General features: G+C 61.3%; 15 protein-coding genes and 1 tRNA gene. 7 read left to right on the plus strand and 9 right to left on the minus strand.

Features of this window, described 5'->3' with window-relative positions:
- Positions 1-3: 3 nt before the first annotated feature.
- The 3 genes from MU848_RS07070 to MU848_RS07080 are packed head-to-tail and all read right to left on the minus strand — an operon-like array spanning position 4 to position 2,374.
- On the minus strand, positions 4-1,014 hold the full coding sequence (locus MU848_RS07070; RefSeq protein ID WP_380800656.1) for a glycosyl hydrolase: 1,011 nt from the start codon (positions 1,012-1,014) through the stop codon (positions 4-6).
- Positions 924-1,751, minus strand: coding sequence for a TIGR04290 family methyltransferase (locus MU848_RS07075; protein ID WP_247230982.1), 828 nt, complete (start codon positions 1,749-1,751; stop codon positions 924-926). Before MU848_RS07075 ends, MU848_RS07070 begins: the two co-directional genes overlap by 91 nt.
- Positions 1,748-2,374 carry a histidine phosphatase family protein gene (locus MU848_RS07080; protein WP_247230983.1) on the minus strand — a complete coding sequence of 209 codons (627 nt, stop codon included), beginning with the start codon at positions 2,372-2,374 and terminating at the stop codon, positions 1,748-1,750. Before MU848_RS07080 ends, MU848_RS07075 begins: the two co-directional genes overlap by 4 nt.
- Positions 2,375-2,641: 267 nt before the next feature.
- Here MU848_RS07080 and MU848_RS07085 point away from each other — a divergent pair, with 267 nt between their 5' ends.
- The 7 genes from MU848_RS07085 to MU848_RS07115 are packed head-to-tail and all read left to right on the plus strand — an operon-like array spanning position 2,642 to position 10,287.
- Complete coding sequence (locus tag MU848_RS07085) at positions 2,642-3,754, plus strand: SDR family NAD(P)-dependent oxidoreductase (RefSeq protein WP_315862459.1); 1,113 nt, start codon at positions 2,642-2,644, stop codon at positions 3,752-3,754.
- Positions 3,751-4,830 carry an SDR family NAD(P)-dependent oxidoreductase gene (locus MU848_RS07090; protein ID WP_247230985.1) on the plus strand — a complete coding sequence of 360 codons (1,080 nt, stop codon included), beginning with the start codon at positions 3,751-3,753 and terminating at the stop codon, positions 4,828-4,830. The genes MU848_RS07085 and MU848_RS07090 overlap by 4 nt, the downstream gene beginning before the upstream one ends.
- A complete protein-coding gene (locus tag MU848_RS07095; protein ID WP_247230986.1) occupies positions 4,830-5,912 on the plus strand; it encodes a glycosyltransferase family 4 protein in 1,083 nt (360 codons plus the stop codon). The genes MU848_RS07090 and MU848_RS07095 overlap by 1 nt, the downstream gene beginning before the upstream one ends.
- The gene (locus MU848_RS07100) at positions 5,909-7,033 is read left to right on the plus strand and encodes a CgeB family protein (protein WP_247230987.1); all 1,125 of its coding nucleotides are present in this window, start codon (positions 5,909-5,911) and stop codon (positions 7,031-7,033) included. Before MU848_RS07095 ends, MU848_RS07100 begins: the two co-directional genes overlap by 4 nt.
- A complete protein-coding gene (locus MU848_RS07105) occupies positions 7,030-8,133 on the plus strand; it encodes a CgeB family protein (RefSeq protein ID WP_247230988.1) in 1,104 nt (367 codons plus the stop codon). Before MU848_RS07100 ends, MU848_RS07105 begins: the two co-directional genes overlap by 4 nt.
- Positions 8,130-9,209 (plus strand): CgeB family protein, encoded by a 1,080-nt coding sequence (locus MU848_RS07110; protein WP_247230989.1) that lies wholly within the window; start codon positions 8,130-8,132, stop codon positions 9,207-9,209. Before MU848_RS07105 ends, MU848_RS07110 begins: the two co-directional genes overlap by 4 nt.
- Positions 9,210-9,240: 31 nt before the next feature.
- Positions 9,241-10,287, plus strand: a complete 1,047-nt coding sequence (locus tag MU848_RS07115; RefSeq protein WP_247230990.1) for a UDP-glucuronic acid decarboxylase family protein — start codon at positions 9,241-9,243, stop codon at positions 10,285-10,287.
- A gap of 87 nt (positions 10,288-10,374) precedes the next feature.
- On the opposite strand, the gene MU848_RS07120 is transcribed toward MU848_RS07115, so the two are convergent.
- The 6 genes from MU848_RS07120 to MU848_RS07145 all read right to left on the minus strand — a co-directional run bounded on the left by MU848_RS07120 (position 10,375) and on the right by MU848_RS07145 (position 16,220).
- A tRNA-Lys gene (locus tag MU848_RS07120) sits at positions 10,375-10,450 on the minus strand.
- 124 nt (positions 10,451-10,574) lie between these two features.
- Positions 10,575-11,690 (minus strand): rod shape-determining protein RodA, encoded by a 1,116-nt coding sequence (gene rodA, locus MU848_RS07125; protein ID WP_247230991.1) that lies wholly within the window; start codon positions 11,688-11,690, stop codon positions 10,575-10,577.
- Complete coding sequence (gene mrdA, locus MU848_RS07130) at positions 11,687-13,720, minus strand: penicillin-binding protein 2 (RefSeq protein ID WP_247230992.1); 2,034 nt, start codon at positions 13,718-13,720, stop codon at positions 11,687-11,689. Before mrdA ends, rodA begins: the two co-directional genes overlap by 4 nt.
- Entirely contained in the window at positions 13,717-14,244 is a 528-nt protein-coding gene (gene mreD / locus MU848_RS07135) for a rod shape-determining protein MreD (RefSeq protein WP_247230993.1), read from the minus strand. The genes mrdA and mreD overlap by 4 nt, the downstream gene beginning before the upstream one ends.
- Positions 14,241-15,155 carry a rod shape-determining protein MreC gene (gene mreC, locus MU848_RS07140; protein ID WP_201514267.1) on the minus strand — a complete coding sequence of 305 codons (915 nt, stop codon included), beginning with the start codon at positions 15,153-15,155 and terminating at the stop codon, positions 14,241-14,243. Before mreC ends, mreD begins: the two co-directional genes overlap by 4 nt.
- An 18-nt stretch (positions 15,156-15,173) precedes the next feature.
- The gene (locus MU848_RS07145; RefSeq protein WP_007685698.1) at positions 15,174-16,220 is read right to left on the minus strand and encodes a rod shape-determining protein; all 1,047 of its coding nucleotides are present in this window, start codon (positions 16,218-16,220) and stop codon (positions 15,174-15,176) included.
- Positions 16,221-16,257: the final 37 nt, after the last annotated feature.

The following is a 16,257-nucleotide window of genomic DNA, read 5'->3' on the forward strand; positions in this document are numbered from 1 at the left end:
CCTTCAGGCGGTGCGAACCGCTGGCATGGTTGCCGATGCGGGGGCGTAGCGATCGATCATCCAGGCGCAGAAATCAGCGAAAGCATCGGGCTCGTGAACCGCGCTGCTATGATGGGGCGCGATGCCCAGATGCTCGGGCGTGAAGCAGAAGGTCACCGTCACGTCGAAGTCCGCCAATGCCTCCATCTGCCGGTCGAACCAGTCGATTGCATTGGGCCGGAAGCTGTCGGCCCAGGACAGGCCAGTACGAAGGTGGCGGACGCCGAGACGCTTCATCCAGGCCACGGCATCATCCAGGCGCGGGTCTTCGAAATGGAACCATTGCATCAACCCCATGTCGCCAGCCACCTTGGCATAATCCTCCAGCGCAGGCTTGGGCGTGCCATCCGCCCGGATGAGTCCCATGTAGAAATGGCGGTAATAGCTCGACCCTTCGGCCTCGCGGTGCCGGGTGGTTGCCCCCCATTCCTGGGGCAAATCATAAAGGCTGTACCAGAAGATGCGGGGCACGCGGCCGACAAGCAGTTCCGCCGTGCGGTTGACGCCGAACACCTGCACTTCCTCAGCCCCAAAGGAGCCGACGCCGACCTCCGTCACCCAGATCGGCTTGTCTGGAACGACCGCTTCGATCTCCGCAATCTTGTCCGGCCAGTCATGGATCGGCCACAAATTCCAGTCGAGCGGGAAGCCATGGACTGCCACGACATCCACAGCATCCAGCGCTCCATGATCGCGCATGCGGTTGACCCAGTGGGGATCGATCGGAGACATGCCGCCCAATACGCGAGTCACCGCCGGATTAACGTCTTGAATGGCTGATCCGGCCCGGACCACCATGTCTGCATAGCGGGACCAGTCGGGATCGATCTCCAGGTCCCAATGCGATTTGTTGTTGGGCTCGTTCCAGATCATCGCGGCTTCGATCATGCCTGCGTTCCCTCCTGCGGTGATTGTGCTGGATAGACCGCCGCGCTGCCCATCAGGTCCGCATAGGGGACAGGGGCAACGCGGCAGAGATAGACTTCCTCTTCGGGTTCGGCCTCGATGGTGAACCCAGCGGCACGCAACAGTGCCTGACTGCCTGCCTTGTTGGGCGCCCACCAGTTGGTCCAATCATGCGCGAACTTGCGTTCGATGAAGTGCATTCGCGGGAAGGCGGGATTGTCGAAAAAGGTGGGAGGCCGGTTGGTGCCGGGAACGTGGAAGGGGTGGTCTTCCGGTACCAGCAGGACATCAGCCGACCCCTGTTGCATCGTCTGGAACAGCAGCAAGTCGCCCGCGACATGTTCGCGGATCAGGTCCAGCGCGAGCAGCGGGTGCCGCAGGTGATAGAGTACTCCCATGAAGATGACGACATCGAACCGCCGACCAAGCTTTGCCACGTCATAGACTGAAAGATTGTGGAAGCTGATATCATCATAGCCGAGCGTGCCGGCTGCAAAGCGTGCCTGCGCCAGATACCGATCGTCTGAATCGATCCCTATGACCTCCGCCGCGCCACGGCGTTTCATTTCAATGGAATAGAAGCCAGCGTTGCAGCCAATGTCGAGGACCGACTTGCCAGTGAGGTCTTCAGGCAGGGCGTCTGCGAACCGGGCGAACTTGAAGGCGGGATAATCGCCCAGGAAATGATCAGGCGCGGTCTCTATCCCGCCGATGTGCAGATTGTGAAACCAAGGACCCAGTTCTGCAATCCGACGACGAAGGTCGCCATCATCCTTGTGGTCAGCGGCGATCTTCACTGTCTTCATGCTGGCACCTCATTCAGGCGAGAGACGCGACCGCCGGACGGGCCGAGCAGCACCGTGCTGACCGATCCAGGCTGAACGTCGAATTTGAGGATGTTGTCGAAGCTTAAACCCAGGAAATGAGCGACCATGCCCCGGATGATGTCGCAATGGGTGACGCACAGGAACGTGCCGCCCGGCTGAGCTTCCGCCACGGAATTTAGAAACGCGACCCCTCGATCGATCGCGGCTGCCATCGTTTCGCCACCGGGGGTGGCGGCGGTGGCCCTGCTGTCATTCCAGCGCTGCCAGAGGGGATCTGCACTCAGCTCGTCAAAGGCCTTGCCGTTCCAAGCGCCGAAATCGAGCTCATCCAAATCCGGCGCGATCTGTACCTCCAATTTGGCCGCGTCTGCGATTATCGAAGCCGTTTCCACGGTGCGCGGGCGGGGGCTGGAGTAAATAGCGCTGACATGTTCTTGGGTCGCCCAGCGCGACAAAGCTTTCGCCTGACGGCCTCCTTCCTCATTCAAAGGAATGCTTCCCGCGCGTCCGCTCAGAACTCGTCCCAACTCATCATGCGCGCCATGGCGAATGAGGTGAAAACAAGTTTGATGTGTTTTCTGGGGTGTCGCAAGCATCAACATAGATGCTGCTAACAATATCGAAGTAAGGAAAGTTCCATATCCGATCCGAGTTTCGTAGGCAAGTAAAAGCTAATGATACACATAAGTTAGTGCAGATAATATAGGTTAGTAATCAGAGATATTCTGTTGGCTCTATCGTCAATGTTGGACGGAAATTCGGGGAACTAGCCGGTAGAAGAAGATGTTGCTGCTGCCATTACCTGTTGTTGCCCTACTGCAATGAGCCGCCTTTCCCGCGGCTGTTTCACCATCATGAGGGGATTGGCCGTGGAGAATATACTCGTCACTGGCGGAGCGGGCTTTATCGGCCGGGCGGTTTGCAAGGAGTTGCTGGCGCGCGGGAACAGAGTTTGCGTGCTCGATAATCTGATCGAACAAGTCCACGGCGATGGTGAGCGGCCCGAGGATCTGGATAGCGAGGTAGAACTGATCCGCGGGGACGTGCGCAACGGCGATGTGGTCGAGCATGCCCTCAAAGGCGTGGACTGCGTTATCCATCTCGCCGCCGAGGTAGGCGTGGGACAGTCCATGTATGAGGTGGAACGTTACACATCCGTCAATGATGTGGGGACGGCTGTTCTCTTTGAAAGGCTGATCGGCAACCCCGTCCGGCGCGTTGTTACCGCGTCCTCGATGAGCATCTATGGCGAGGGGCTCTATCGCGACGCGGACGGACAAGTCGTTCAGGATGCAGAGCGCGGTGCCATTCGCGACAATCAGAAGATTTGGGAACCGCTTGACGGAGCAGGGCGCCCGCTCACGCCGATCGCGACGCCGGAATGGAAGCGGCCCAATCTCGCGTCCATCTATGCGCTCAACAAATATGTGCAGGAACGCACGACCCATATCATGACGGCGCCCTATGGGATGGAGGGCGTCTGCCTGCGACTGTTCAACGTCTACGGGCCGGGGCAGGCGCTTTCCAATCCCTACACTGGCGTGCTGGCAATCTTCGCATCCCGGCTGCTGAACGGTCAGAAGCCGATGATCTTCGAAGATGGCGAGCAACGCCGCGACTTCGTACATGTTAGTGACGTCGCCCGCGCATTTGCCGACGCGCTTGAACTGCCGCAAGCGGCCGGCGGCACCTTCAATATCGGTTCTGGCCATGATCGATCTGTTACGGAAGTGGCGGAGAAGCTTGCGCAGGCGATGGGTCGCAACAGCATCGAGCCCGAGATTGTCGGCAAGGCGCGCACAGGCGACATACGTCATTGTTTCTGCGACACCAGCCTGACGGAGGAGAAACTCGGCTTCCAGGCACGGCAGGACTTCCAGGAAGGTCTTGCCGAACTGGCCGAATGGGTGGCGCAGCAGACCGCCGACGATCGCGTCGATCAGGCGCGCGCCGAACTCGAAGCGAGAGGGCTGGTCGCATGACGCCGCCCGATCGCAGACCCGTTCTTGTTACCGGTGGCGCTGGCTTCATCGGCAGCAACATCGCCGACCGGTTGGCTGGGGAAGGCGAGGAGGTCATCATCTACGACAGCCTTGCCCGTCCAGGGGTTGAGCGGAACCTCAGATGGTTGGAACAGCGCCATGGGGCCAGCATCATCCCCATCATCGCTGATGTCCGGAATGTGGGGCAGGTGGAGGGGGCTGTAGCCAAGGCCAAGGCTGTGTTCCACATGGCGGCGCAGGTCGCCGTCACCACCAGCTTTTCCGACCCGCGCGCAGACCTTGAGATCAACATGCTCGGCACGTTCAACGTGCTGGAGGCCGCACGGCGCTGCGTTTCTCCGCCGCCGGTGATCTTCGCATCGACGAACAAGGTCTATGGTGGTCTTGAGGATGTAGAGTTCCGGCTTGAGGGCGGCGCCTATCATCCCGCCGAAAGCACCTTGCGCGAGCATGGCATAGACGAAAGCCGCCCGCTCGACTTCCACACCCCCTATGGCTGTTCGAAAGGGGCGGCGGATCAATATGTGCTCGACTATGGGCGCAGCTTCGGCGTGCCCACGGCCGTGCTGCGTATGAGCTGCATTTATGGTCAGCGGCAGATGGGGACGGAGGACCAGGGCTGGGTCGCTCACTTCCTGATCAGCGCGATCGAAGGGCGGCGCATCATCCTCTATGGTGATGGCTGTCAGGTTCGCGACATTCTCGACGTGCGGGACGCGGTCGGGGCCTATCTTTCGGTATGGCGCGACATCGACAGGCTCAGCGGCCAGGCCTTCAACCTGGGAGGCGGGCCGGACAATGCCGTCAGCCTGCACCAGATTTTGAAGTTCATTGGCGACTATGTCGGCCGCCAGCCACTTATCGACATGGCGGACTGGCGGGCGGGCGATCAGCGCTATTTCGTGGCGGATACGCGCAAGCTTCAGAAGGCGGTGGATCTCAAACCCCGAACGCCATGGCAGAAGGGGGTCGCCGACCTGGCGGAATGGCTGCTTGCTGAACGGCCGGAGGGTAAGGCCGTCACGGCCCCCGCGATGGCGGCGAGGGCGCTTTGATGGCGATGCGTCATCTGTTGCTCACATGCGATGCCGTCGGCGGCGTCTGGCAATATTCCACCGACCTTGCCCGCGCCCTCGAACCGCTTGGCTACCAGGTCACGCTTGCGGTGATGGGACCGTCTCCCAATGAAGCAGCCCGCGACAGTATCGCCGGGTCGGCCAGCATCGGCCTGGTCGATAGCGGGCTTGAGCTTGACTGGCTGGCGGCCGATCCCGCGCCGGTGATCGAGGCCGAGCGGCGGCTGGCCGAGATGGCGGGCGATCTCGGCGCCGACCTTGTTCAACTTCACACTCCCGCCCTCGTCAGCATGGGGCGCTATCCCTGCCCTGTCATCGCGGTCCAGCATAGCTGCGTCGCGACCTGGTGGGCGGCGGTCCACGGCGGAGACATGCCCGAGGACTTCGTCTGGCGGACAGAGATGGTGGCGCGCGGCCTTCAGCATGCCGCCGTTGCGATCTCCCCCAGCACAGCCTTCGCAGAGGCGGTTCGGCGGGTCTATGGCGTCATGCCCTTTACAGTGCATAATGGCCGGGCTCTGCCAGTCCCGGCGCGAAAACCAATGCGCGATTATGTCTTCACGGCCGGGCGTTTATGGGATGACGGCAAGAATGTCCGCGTGCTGGATGAGGCTGCTGCCCGGATCAGCGCTCCCTTTCTCGCCGCAGGTCCGGTCATGGCACCACATGGCGCTGCGCTTGCCATAGAATCGCTTCAGGCGATCGGCACGCTCGATGAGTTTGGACTCGCCGAGAGGCTAAGCGAGCGGCCAGTCTTCGCTTCGTCAGCGCTTTACGAGCCGTTCGGGCTTGCCGTCCTCGAAGCGGCATCAGCCGGGTGCGCCCTCATATTATCAGATATCGCGACATTCCGTGAGCTGTGGGAAGGCGCTGCCACCTTCGTCGATGCGCACGATGCCAAAGGCTACGCCCGCGCGATCGAGCATATGCTGAGCAGCCGCGCTGCCCGCCTGGACGCCGGGGGGAGGGCACAGGAACGAGCCCACCGCTACATCCCCGCTGCCATGGCGGGAGCGATGGCTCACCACTATGCCATGGCCGAACAAAGGGTCGCCGCATGAAGATCCGCTACTTCACCCACTCGCTGCTATCATGCTGGAACCATGGCAACGCGCATTTCCTTCGCGGCGTACTGCGCGAACTGGCCGCTCTGGGCCATGATGTGCTGGCGCTGGAGCCGCAAGGCAATTGGAGCCTCTCCAATCTCCTTGCAGATCATGGCGAAGCAGGCCTCTCCGCCTTCCATGCCGCTTACCCTGAACTCAAAACCTTCAGCTATGGGCCCGACAGTGAACCGGAAGCGCTAATTGATGGTGCCGAGGTCGTCATCGTGCATGAGTGGAATGATCCCACGCTGGTAGCCGCCCTTGGCGGCCTCCGTGCACGAGGCGCAACATTCACGCTCCTCTTCCACGACACGCACCACCGTGCTGTCTCAGATCCCCAGGCTATCCGCGCTTTCGACCTGTCGGCCTATGACGGGGTGCTGGCGTTCGGTGAGACCTTGTCCGAGGTTTATCGCCGTTGGGGCTGGGGCGACCGCGTCTGGACTTGGCACGAAGCAGCAGACCTCAAGCATTTCCATCCGCCTCAAGTGGAGAAGGATCGCCAAGGCGTCGTCTGGATTGGAAACTGGGGCGATGGCGAGCGAACAGCCGAATTGGAAGATTTCCTTTTTCGCCCCGCGTCACAGGCTAACTTGCCCCTCGACATCTACGGGGTACGCTATCCTGACGAGGCCCTCGCCACACTGAAGCGCTATGGCGTAGATTATCATGGCTGGGCAGCCAATGCTCGCGCGCCCGCCATCTTCGCGCAGCATCTCGCCACGGTTCATGTGCCGCGCCGCTACTACACGCAGCTGCTGCCCGGCATCCCGACCATCCGCGTGTTTGAGGCGCTGGCCTGCGGCATTCCGCTGCTGTCAGCGCCATGGGAGGATAGCGAGCATCTCTTCCGTCCCGGGCAGGACTTCCTATTCGCGAGCGATGGGAAGGAAATGGCGGATCATCTTCGCGCAGTTGCATCCGATCCGGACCTGCGCGCGTCGCTGATCCGCAGCGGGCTGGAAACGATACGCAGCCGCCATAGCTGTGCGCATCGCGCAGAGCAGCTTCTGGGGATCATCGCGTCGCTCGATGCCTTCGCCACACCGATCTCGCTTGCAAGGAATGTCGCATGAGAATTGCCTTCTACGGTTCCAGCCTGCTTTCCTCCTACTGGAACGGGGCGGCGACCTATTATCGCGGCATCCTGCGCGAACTGGCTGAGCGCGGCCATGACGTCACATTCTTTGAGCCCGACGCCTTCGATCGCCAGCAGCATCGCGACATCGATCCGCCTGAATGGGCGTGCGTGGTGGTCTATCCTGCAACGACCGAAGCGCTGAACGAGGTGATGGATCAGGCGGCGAACGCTGATGTCGTGGTGAAGGCGAGCGGCGTTGGCGTATTCGATGACGAGCTATTGCAGGGCGTGATGGAGCGCGCTCGCCCTGACGCGCTGCGCATCTTCTGGGACGTGGATGCGGCGGCTACCCTGGATGAAATGCGGGCCGCGCCCGATCATGCTGTCCGGCGGGCGCTGCCGGGGCTGGACCTCGTGCTGACCTATGGCGGCGGCGATCCGGTGGTGAGCGCTTATCGGGAAATGGGGGCGCGCGACTGCATTCCCGTTTACAACGCCCTCGATCCGCAGAGCCACTTCCCGGTCGAACCGGACCCGCGCTTCGCCTGCGACCTGGCGTTTCTAGGCAATCGCCTGCCGGACCGTGAAGCCCGGGTCGAGGAATTTTTCCTCAAGCCCGCCACGTTGCTTTCAGAACGCAGCTTTCTCATCGGTGGCAATGGATGGGAAAGCAAGGCGATGCCGTCCAACGTTCGCCATCGCGGCCATGTGTACACGGCGGAACATAATGCTTTCAACTGTACGCCGCTCGCGGTGCTCAACGTCGCCCGGGACAGCATGGCGCATATCGGTTTCTCTCCTGCCACCCGCGTTTTCGAAGCAGCGGGAGCAGGAGCCTGCCTCATCACCGACGCCTGGGAAGGCATTGAGTTGTTCCTGAAGCCTGATGAGGAAGTGCTGGTCGCCCGCGACGGGCAGGACGTCGCCGACCACCTCGCTACGCTCACGCCCGAACGCGCGCGGATGATTGGCCGAGCCGCTCTGGCCCGCGTCCGCGCCGAACATAGCTATGCCCTGCGTGGAGAGGAGGTGGATGCCATTCTGCGTGAACGGCGCGCCGCCAAGACACCGCAACAGGAGATGGAAAGAGCATGAAACTCGTCGTCCTCGGCCTCAGCCTCTCATCCTCCTGGGGCAATGGCCATGCCACCACCTTCCGAGCCCTGCTGTCGGCTTTTGCCAAGCGGGGGCATGACATTCTGTTCCTTGAGCGTGATGTCCCCTGGTATGCCAGCCAGCGAGACCTAGTGGATCCAGATTATTGCCGTCTGGCGTTCTACGATGATCTTCCCTCGCTCGATCACTGGCGCGGGGAGATCGAAAGTGCCGACGCGGTCATGGTCGGTTCTTATGTGCCGGAAGGTATCGCGGTCGGCCAATATGTGCAGCGCCATGCCCGCGGCACCACGCTTTTATACGACATCGACACGCCGATCACCTTGGCCAATGTGCGTGCGGGAAAATGTGATTATCTGTCGCCGGACCTCATCTCTGGATATGACATTTATTGCTCTTTCACTGGCGGCCCGACGCTTGATCTGCTGGAGCGTGAATATGGCTCGCCCATGGCGAGGGCACTTTATTGTTCGGTCGATCCGGCCGCCTACCGGCCGATAGATGTGCCGAAGCGCTGGGACCTGTCCTATCTCGGCACTTATAGTCCAGATCGCCAGCCCACCTTGGAACGGTTGCTGATCGAACCCGCGCGGCTGATGTCTGACCGGCGCTTCGTCGTAGCCGGTCCGCAATATCCGGCGGACATCGATTGGCCAGCCAATGTGGAGCGGATCGAGCATCTGCCCCCGCAGGACCATGCGGAATTCTATTCGGCCTCACGCTTCACCCTCAACGTGACGCGCGCCGACATGATTGAGGCGGGATGGTCACCCTCCGTCCGGCTGTTCGAGGCGGGGGCTTGCGGGACCACGATCATCTCGGACGTTTGGCCAGGCCTTGGCGACCTGCTGACACCAAACAAGGAGATATTGTTCGCCTGGAATGCCGAGCAGGTGATCGTCGCGCTGGATGAGGAGCGCGCGGCTGTCGGCGAAGCGGGGCGCGCCCGCATCCTCGCCGAACATACCGCCGACCATCGAGCGCAGCAGCTCGAAACCTACCTCCACGAAGCTTCGGCGATGCAGGCGCAGCATAAGGTCGCACTCGCAGGATGACGTCCCGGCAAAGGGAGAAGGATAACAACGGATGATAAGCATGAAGAAAAATGTGTCGCTGGTCGCAGGCGGAGCTGGCTTTATCGGTTCCCATCTTTGCCGCGCTCTTCTGGAGCAGGGGCATGACGTCATCTGCCTCGACAATCTCCAGACTGCGCGCGAAGTGAATGTTGAAATGCTGGAGGGCCATCGCGCCTTCAGCTTCATCCGTGCCGACATCGTCGATCCGTTGCCCGATGCCGTGACACGCCGCCGGGATATCACGCGCATCTACAATCTCGCCTGCGCAGCGTCGCCTCCGCAATATCAGGCAGACCCTGAACATACGATGCTGACCAGCGTCGTGGGCACGGATCGGCTGCTGCGGCTCGCGGAACAGAATGGCGCCCGTTTCCTCCTGACCTCCACCAGTGAGGTTTATGGCGATCCTGAAGCGCATCCCCAACGTGAGGATTATCGTGGCTGGGTGAACTGCACCGGCCCCCGTGCATGCTATGACGAGGGCAAGCGAGCCGCCGAAGCCATTGCCTTCGACTTCGCCCGCCTGGGCCGCGCGGATGTCAGGGTCGCGCGCATCTTCAATACCTATGGCCCCAACATGCATCCGGACGATGGGCGGGTCATCTCCAACTTCGTCTGCCAGGCCTTGTCGGGGAAAGACATCACCATCTACGGCGACGGATCGCAAACGCGCAGCTTCTGCTATGTGTCTGACATGGTCGATGGGCTCATGCGTCTGATGGAATCGGACGTGGCCGACCTTCAACCCATCAACCTGGGCAATCCGGAAGAATATAGCATGATGGAGGTACTGGAACTGGTCAGGGCGCAGACCGGCACCAGGTCACGCGTCATCCGCAAGCCGTTGCCGATCGACGATCCCCGGCGCCGCCGCCCCGATATCAAGCGCGCGCGGACACTGTTGGACTGGGAACCCCGTGTCTCGTTGGCCGAGGGGCTCGCGATCACCTGCGCCTTCTTCGAGAAGGAGCTGTTTTCGCAGATGCCCGACTATGCCTTCGATGGCGCCATCGCGGGAGCGGCCTCGACAGCCAGCGCCGGTCTCGCAGCGGAGTAGTGGAGGCGGTCCACCAATTCAGGTGATCTCCGTAACTCTCGGATTTTGCGAGTTTCCGTTGCTAACTATTTGAAGATAGAGGGAAGGTGGTGGACGCACTAGGGCTCGAACCTAGGACCCGCTGATTAAGAGTCAGCTGCTCTACCAACTGAGCTATGCGTCCACACTCGCTTTCGGATTGCTCCGTTCGGAGCCTCGCCTTGGCGTGGCCGGGCGGTTAGCATTATCCTTCGGCTTTGCAAACAGTAAATCGCGGCGCTGCAAAAAATTTTGCGCCAGTGCCGGTTTCAGCCCCAATTTCCCGGCTTGCGTCCACTGCGGCGGGTCGAACGCTCGATGGCCATTATGATGCCGATGCACAGCATGACGGTCAGCATGGACGAGCCACCATAGGACATGAAGGGTAGGGGGATACCGACGACCGGGGCTAATCCCATGACCATCATGAGGTTGATCGCCACATAAAAGAAGATGGTCGTCGTCAGCCCCGACGCGACCAGCCGCGCGTATTTATCTTGTGTACGCAGCGATACGCCGATCCCCCAGCGGAACAGCAACAGGAAGGCGCCGATCAGAAATACCCCCCCAACCAGTCCCCATTCCTCAGCCATGGTGGCGAAAACGAAGTCGGTATGTCCTTCGGGAAGATAGTCGAGGTGGCTCTGGGTGCCCTTGAGGAATCCTTTGCCCCAGATACCGCCGGAGCCGATTGCGATCTTCGATTGGCTGATATGGTATCCGGCCCCCAGCGGATCGCTTTCCGGGTCCATAAAGATCAGGACCCGTTTCTGCTGATAATCATGCAGGAAGCTGAAGGCGATGGGGATGATGGCTGCGATCGCCAGTCCCGACCCGACGAACAACCGCAGCGGCAATCCGGCAAGGAACATTACAGTTACGCCACCCGCAGCAATCATCGTCGCCGTGCCAAGGTCCGGCTGCACCAGCACCAGCGCCCATGGTACACCGATCAGGACCAGCGCGGGCCATATGGCCGTCCAGCGTCGAATTTCTCCCACGGGCAGCAATGCGTAAAAGCGGGCCACCGCCAGTACGATGATCGGCTTCATGAATTCCGATGGCTGCAATTGCATGAAGCCGAGGTTGATCCACCTCTGACTACCGCCTGCGACGCCGCCGATCAGTTCCACAAGCACCAGTGATATGAGAACGGCCCCATAGGCAGGGAAAGCGAACCGCGCGAAAAGTTCTAGCGGCACCCGGCTGATGACGAACGCCATTCCCGTAAAGATGACGAACCTGACGGCCTGGTTGATGGCCCAGGGCGTGATGCTGCCGCTGGCGGCGCTATAAAGTACGAGCGTTCCAAAGCCCGCGATCGCGAGGAGAATGCCCAATACCCTCCAGGGAAATTCAGTAAGCGGCTGGGGAATGATGCTCACCGACCTGCTTCCCTGTTCGGATCTCGCTGAGGCGGAGGGTTATCCGCAGTCTCTGACACATTGGCCGACGCAGCTGCGTTGGCGCTATTCTCCGCCTCTGAAGCATCGGCTGGCTTGGGAACGACTTCCCCTTTTTTGATCGCCTTGGCGAGACGGTAGGCCGCCATTTGACGTTCCATCCGCTCAGCGGGAGGGCCGCCCCAGCCTTTCTCCAATTCTTCCAGCCGGGCCATCGCCTTTGCTGGATCGAACAAATATGTCAGCACATCCTTCGCCACCGGGGCGGCAGCGCGGGAGCCGCCCATGCCATGTTCAATCACGACGGATGCCGCATAACGGGGATTGCTCGTGGGCGCGAAGCAGACGAACAGGCCATGGTCGCGATATTTCCATGCGCCGCTCTGCCCGCGCTGGCTGCCCGCAATCTTGCGCACCTGCGCCGTGCCAGTCTTTCCGCCCATCTGTATTCCGGGGAGGTCCAGGCGGCTGCGTCCTGCAGTGCCGTCACCGTTCACCACTTCCCACATGCCTCCCCGCACAGCGTCGAAATGTTCCTTGGGAAAAGGCATGAACGGCGCCTCGGGATAGCGGCCTTTCACCAGACGGGGCTGAATGTTGCGGCCTGATGCGATCCGCCCCGCCATGACGGCGAGCTGCAACGGATTTACGACGACATAGCCCTGGCCGATGGACGCGTTGAGCGTGTCGGATGCGGTCCATTTCTGGTCATAGCGCCGCATCTTCCACGCGGTGTCGGGCATGGTGCCGTAACTTTGCGAACTGACAGGGAGGTCGAACTTTTCACCGAACCCCATGGCATGGCCCATCCGCGCGATGACGTCGATGCCCACCCGGTTGCCCATGGTGTAGAAATAGGTGTTGCAGCTTTTGGCGAGAGCACGGTGCATGTCGACCGAACCATGACGGCCGAGGCAGCGGAAGAAGCGGTTGCCCAGCCGATACCCACCGGGACAATGCACCCGCTCCTTCGGGTCAATCCCGGCGCTTTGCAACGCCATCGCAACCATCGGCTTGAAGGTCGATCCCGGCGGATAAAGGGCGTTCAGTGACTTGTTGATCAGCGGATGGCGCTCGTCGCTCGACAACATGTCCCATTCATCATGGCTGATGCCGTCGGAAAAGTTGTTTGGATCATAGGAGGGCATCGACGCCATGCAGAGGATTTCTCCTGTCAGGCAATCGAGCACGATGCAGGAACCGGATTCAGCACCGAGCCTGCGCCCTGCATAATCCTGAAGCCCTGCGTCGATGGTCAGCTTCACTGCATTTCCGGGCGCGTCCGGCCGCGTCGTCAGTTCGCGCACGATCTTGCCGCGCGCCGTCACCTCGACCCGCTTGGCGCCGGGCTTACCCGTCAGTTCAAGGTCGAACCATTTCTCCAGCCCCTCTTTGCCCACCTTGAAGCCGGGGGTGATAAGCAGGGGGTCCTTCCGCTTCTCATAGTCTTTCGCCGAGGCGGCGCCGACATAGCCTAGCAAATGCCCAACCGTTGATCCGGTGGGATAGTAACGGGAAAATCCTTGGCTAGGGGCCACACCGGGGAGGTCGGGCAAGCGAACGCTGACAGCTGCGAACTGATCATAGGTCAGCTTTTCGGCAACCTGGACCGGTCGGAAACCGGGCGCCTTGTCTAGTTCTGTCCTGATCCGTTCTACCTCGTCCGGGGCGAGCGCCAGAAGATGAGCCAGGCTGCGCAACGTCCCTTCGGGATCAGTGACACGCTCGGGGATCAGGTCGACGCGGAAGTCCGTGCGGTTGTTCGCCAGCGCACGCCCGTTCCTGTCCAATATCCATCCGCGACGTGGAGGAATGAGCGTCAGGTTGACGCGGTTGCTTTCCGAAAGAAGATTATATTTCTCATTTTCGGCAACGCTGATCCACGCCATCCGGCCGATCAGCATCGCGCCGATCCCGGCCTGCAATCCGCCGACCACCATTGCTCGGCGGGTGAAGGTGAAGGACAGCGATGCTTCGGTAACGGTCTTCCGCTTGAGCTTGGGCAGCTTCATGCCATCACGCGCCAGCGATCAATCCGCGCGCATTGCCGCACGACGAAGGGAAAGAGCAGGATCGTCCAGAGCATTTGCGGCGCGACCAGTTCCAGCTTGATGTCTCCTCCGCCGGTTATCCGCGCAAGGAATAGCCCACCGGCGATGCAGAAGATAATCGCGGCAGCAGCGATTAACCAGTCCTGCCGGTAGCTGCGCCATACCATTCGATGTTCCACCGCATCGATGCCGATCAGCATCACGGTCCACAGGAACATTGCCGAACCAATGGGTTGTCCGCTCATCATGTCATCGAACAGACCAAGGGGCACACCGATCCAGGCGCGCCAAAGCTCTGGCCGCAGCAAGCGCCAGGACAGCAGCAACAACAAGCCAAAGGGCGGCATGACAGGGGCTTGGGCGACAATCGGCAGGATCGTGACGGATGATCCCAGCATGACCGTCATGACCGGCGTCCCGGCCAGGCGAAAACGGGAAGGATGGCGGCCGAGCCGGGGCACATGCTGAAGATGCGGGTCGATCATGGAACGCTGGCGTTGGCTGCCGTCTCTGGCTGCGCGCTGTCGGGCGAAGCAGGTTCGTTGCGCGTAACTGCTTCCTCAAATGAGCGTTCGACCACCACCGCATCGACTTTCGACGGGTTGGCCAGTGGCACTCCATAGGCGATCTCGCCCGCGATCCGAACGACCACAGCCACCGGGATATTGGGCTGATAGATGCCGCCGACGCCGGATGTGACGAGGATGTCACCGGCGTTGAAAGGATTGCGGCCAGCAGCAAGTGATCGGATCTCGACAGTCCCGTCGCCTAGCCCCGTCGAGATGGCCGGAACACTGTCGGTCGCGCGGCGGACCGGCACGATGTTGCTGCTGTCGGTCAGTAGCAGGACTTCGGCGGTATTGGGGGTGACACTGTGAATGCGGCCGACAAGGCCTTCCGAAGCACGGACCGGCATGCCGGTCCGGACGCCCTGCCAGCGGCCCGCATTCAATCGCGCAAAACGGCGGGCGCTGGATGAAGAGGAGGAAATGAGCCGAGCCGTCAGCAGGTCGCTATGATCCTCGTCGACCAGTTTCAACAGCCGCTTGAGGCGCTGATTTTCCTGCGCGACCGCCTTCGCCTCGATGATGCGGTTACGGTCAGCCTCCACTTGGCGGCGAAGCGAGATATTCTGCGACCCTGCGCGCCAATATGCGGTCAGCACATCGTCCAGCGAACTTGCGCCACTGACCATGTTGCGCAGGCCAAGCGACGCAGGGCGCGAAAGTTCCGCGGTAGCCGCACGGATCGCGGCGAACCCGGTGGGATCGAATATCGCCACAGCGACCAGCAGCAAGCCGACAGCCGCACCCGTTATCGCCACAACATAGCTGGCAAACAGGCTGTACTGCGCCTTGCGGTTATGGCCGGGACGTCGGCTGGATGGCCGCGCCATGCAGTGGTCCCCCTGACCTTAAGCGGTCTGCAGCACGCCTCGGAAGATCGGATCCTCCATCGCGCGGCCAGTACCGATGGCGACGCATGTCAGCGGATCCTCGGCGATCGTGACGGGCAGCCCGGTCTCGTCGCGTAGTTCATCGTCCAGCCCCTTCAGCAGGGCGCCGCCGCCGGTCAGCACGATGCCTTGGTCGACAATGTCCGCCGCCAGCTCCGGCGCGGTATTTTCCAGGGCGATCCGGACACCTTCGACGATGGTGCTGATGGGTTCCGCCAACGCATCGGCAATCTGCCCCTGATTGATCGAGATTTCCTTGGGCACGCCGTTCACCAGGTCACGGCCCTTGATATGGATGGTTTCCCCCACGCCGTCTTCGGGAGGCTGGGCCACGCCGAACTGCTTCTTGATGCGCTCGGCGGTCGCTTCACCGATGAGGAGGTTATGGTGGCGCCGCACGAAAGAAACGATCGCTTCGTCCATCTTGTCACCGCCGACGCGAACCGAGGTGGTGTAAGCGAGCCCACGCAGCGAGAGCACCGCGACTTCAGTGGTGCCGCCCCCGATGTCCACGACCATCGAACCGATCGGCTCGGTCACGGGCATGTCGGCGCCGATCGCCGCTGCCATCGGTTCTTCGATCAGGAACACCTGAGAAGCACCCGCATTGCTGGCCGCGTCGCGAATCGCGCGGCGTTCGACACTGGTGGAGCCCGACGGAACGCAGATCACGATCTCGGGAAAGCGCCACGGACGCGACTTGCCGCCATGCACCTTCGTGATGAAGTGCTTGATCATCTGCTCGGCGACATCGATGTCCGCGATAACGCCGTCGCGCAGCGGTCGGATCGCCTCGATCGAATCGGGCGTCTTGCCCATCATCAGCTTGGCGTCGTCGCCCACGGCCTTGACCCGTTTCACGCCGTTCAGCGTCTCCACCGCCACGACCGATGGCTCATTCAACACGATCCCGCGGCCCCGCACATAGACGACGGTATTCGCCGTGCCGAGATCGATAGCCATATCCTGGGAGGAGAGTTTGAAAAGTCGCGAAAAGATCGACATGCTTGTTCCTGTTCAGCCCGCCCGTCCCGGCGACGCG

This window comes from Sphingobium agri, assembly GCF_023051225.1.
Taxonomy (GTDB): Bacteria; Pseudomonadota; Alphaproteobacteria; order Sphingomonadales; family Sphingomonadaceae; genus Sphingobium; species Sphingobium agri.

Bases quoted from the DNA above. Each gene is read 5' to 3' on its own strand.
- MU848_RS07075 (WP_247230982.1), bottom strand. From the start codon at position 1,751: ATGAAGACAGTGAAGATCGCCGCTGACCACAAGGATGATGGCGACCTT.
- mrdA (WP_247230992.1), bottom strand. From the start codon at position 13,720: ATGAAGCTGCCCAAGCTCAAGCGGAAGACCGTTACCGAAGCATCGCTG.
- MU848_RS07110 (WP_247230989.1), top strand. From the start codon at position 8,130: ATGAAACTCGTCGTCCTCGGCCTCAGCCTCTCATCCTCCTGGGGCAAT.
- mreD (WP_247230993.1), bottom strand. From the start codon at position 14,244: ATGATCGACCCGCATCTTCAGCATGTGCCCCGGCTCGGCCGCCATCCT.
- MU848_RS07090 (WP_247230985.1), top strand. From the start codon at position 3,751: ATGACGCCGCCCGATCGCAGACCCGTTCTTGTTACCGGTGGCGCTGGC.
- MU848_RS07095 (WP_247230986.1), top strand. From the start codon at position 4,830: ATGGCGATGCGTCATCTGTTGCTCACATGCGATGCCGTCGGCGGCGTC.
- MU848_RS07115 (WP_247230990.1), top strand. From the start codon at position 9,241: ATGATAAGCATGAAGAAAAATGTGTCGCTGGTCGCAGGCGGAGCTGGC.
- MU848_RS07145 (WP_007685698.1), bottom strand. From the start codon at position 16,220: ATGTCGATCTTTTCGCGACTTTTCAAACTCTCCTCCCAGGATATGGCT.
- MU848_RS07105 (WP_247230988.1), top strand. From the start codon at position 7,030: ATGAGAATTGCCTTCTACGGTTCCAGCCTGCTTTCCTCCTACTGGAAC.
- MU848_RS07080 (WP_247230983.1), bottom strand. From the start codon at position 2,374: ATGTTGATGCTTGCGACACCCCAGAAAACACATCAAACTTGTTTTCAC.
- mreC (WP_201514267.1), bottom strand. From the start codon at position 15,155: ATGGCGCGGCCATCCAGCCGACGTCCCGGCCATAACCGCAAGGCGCAG.
- MU848_RS07100 (WP_247230987.1), top strand. From the start codon at position 5,909: ATGAAGATCCGCTACTTCACCCACTCGCTGCTATCATGCTGGAACCAT.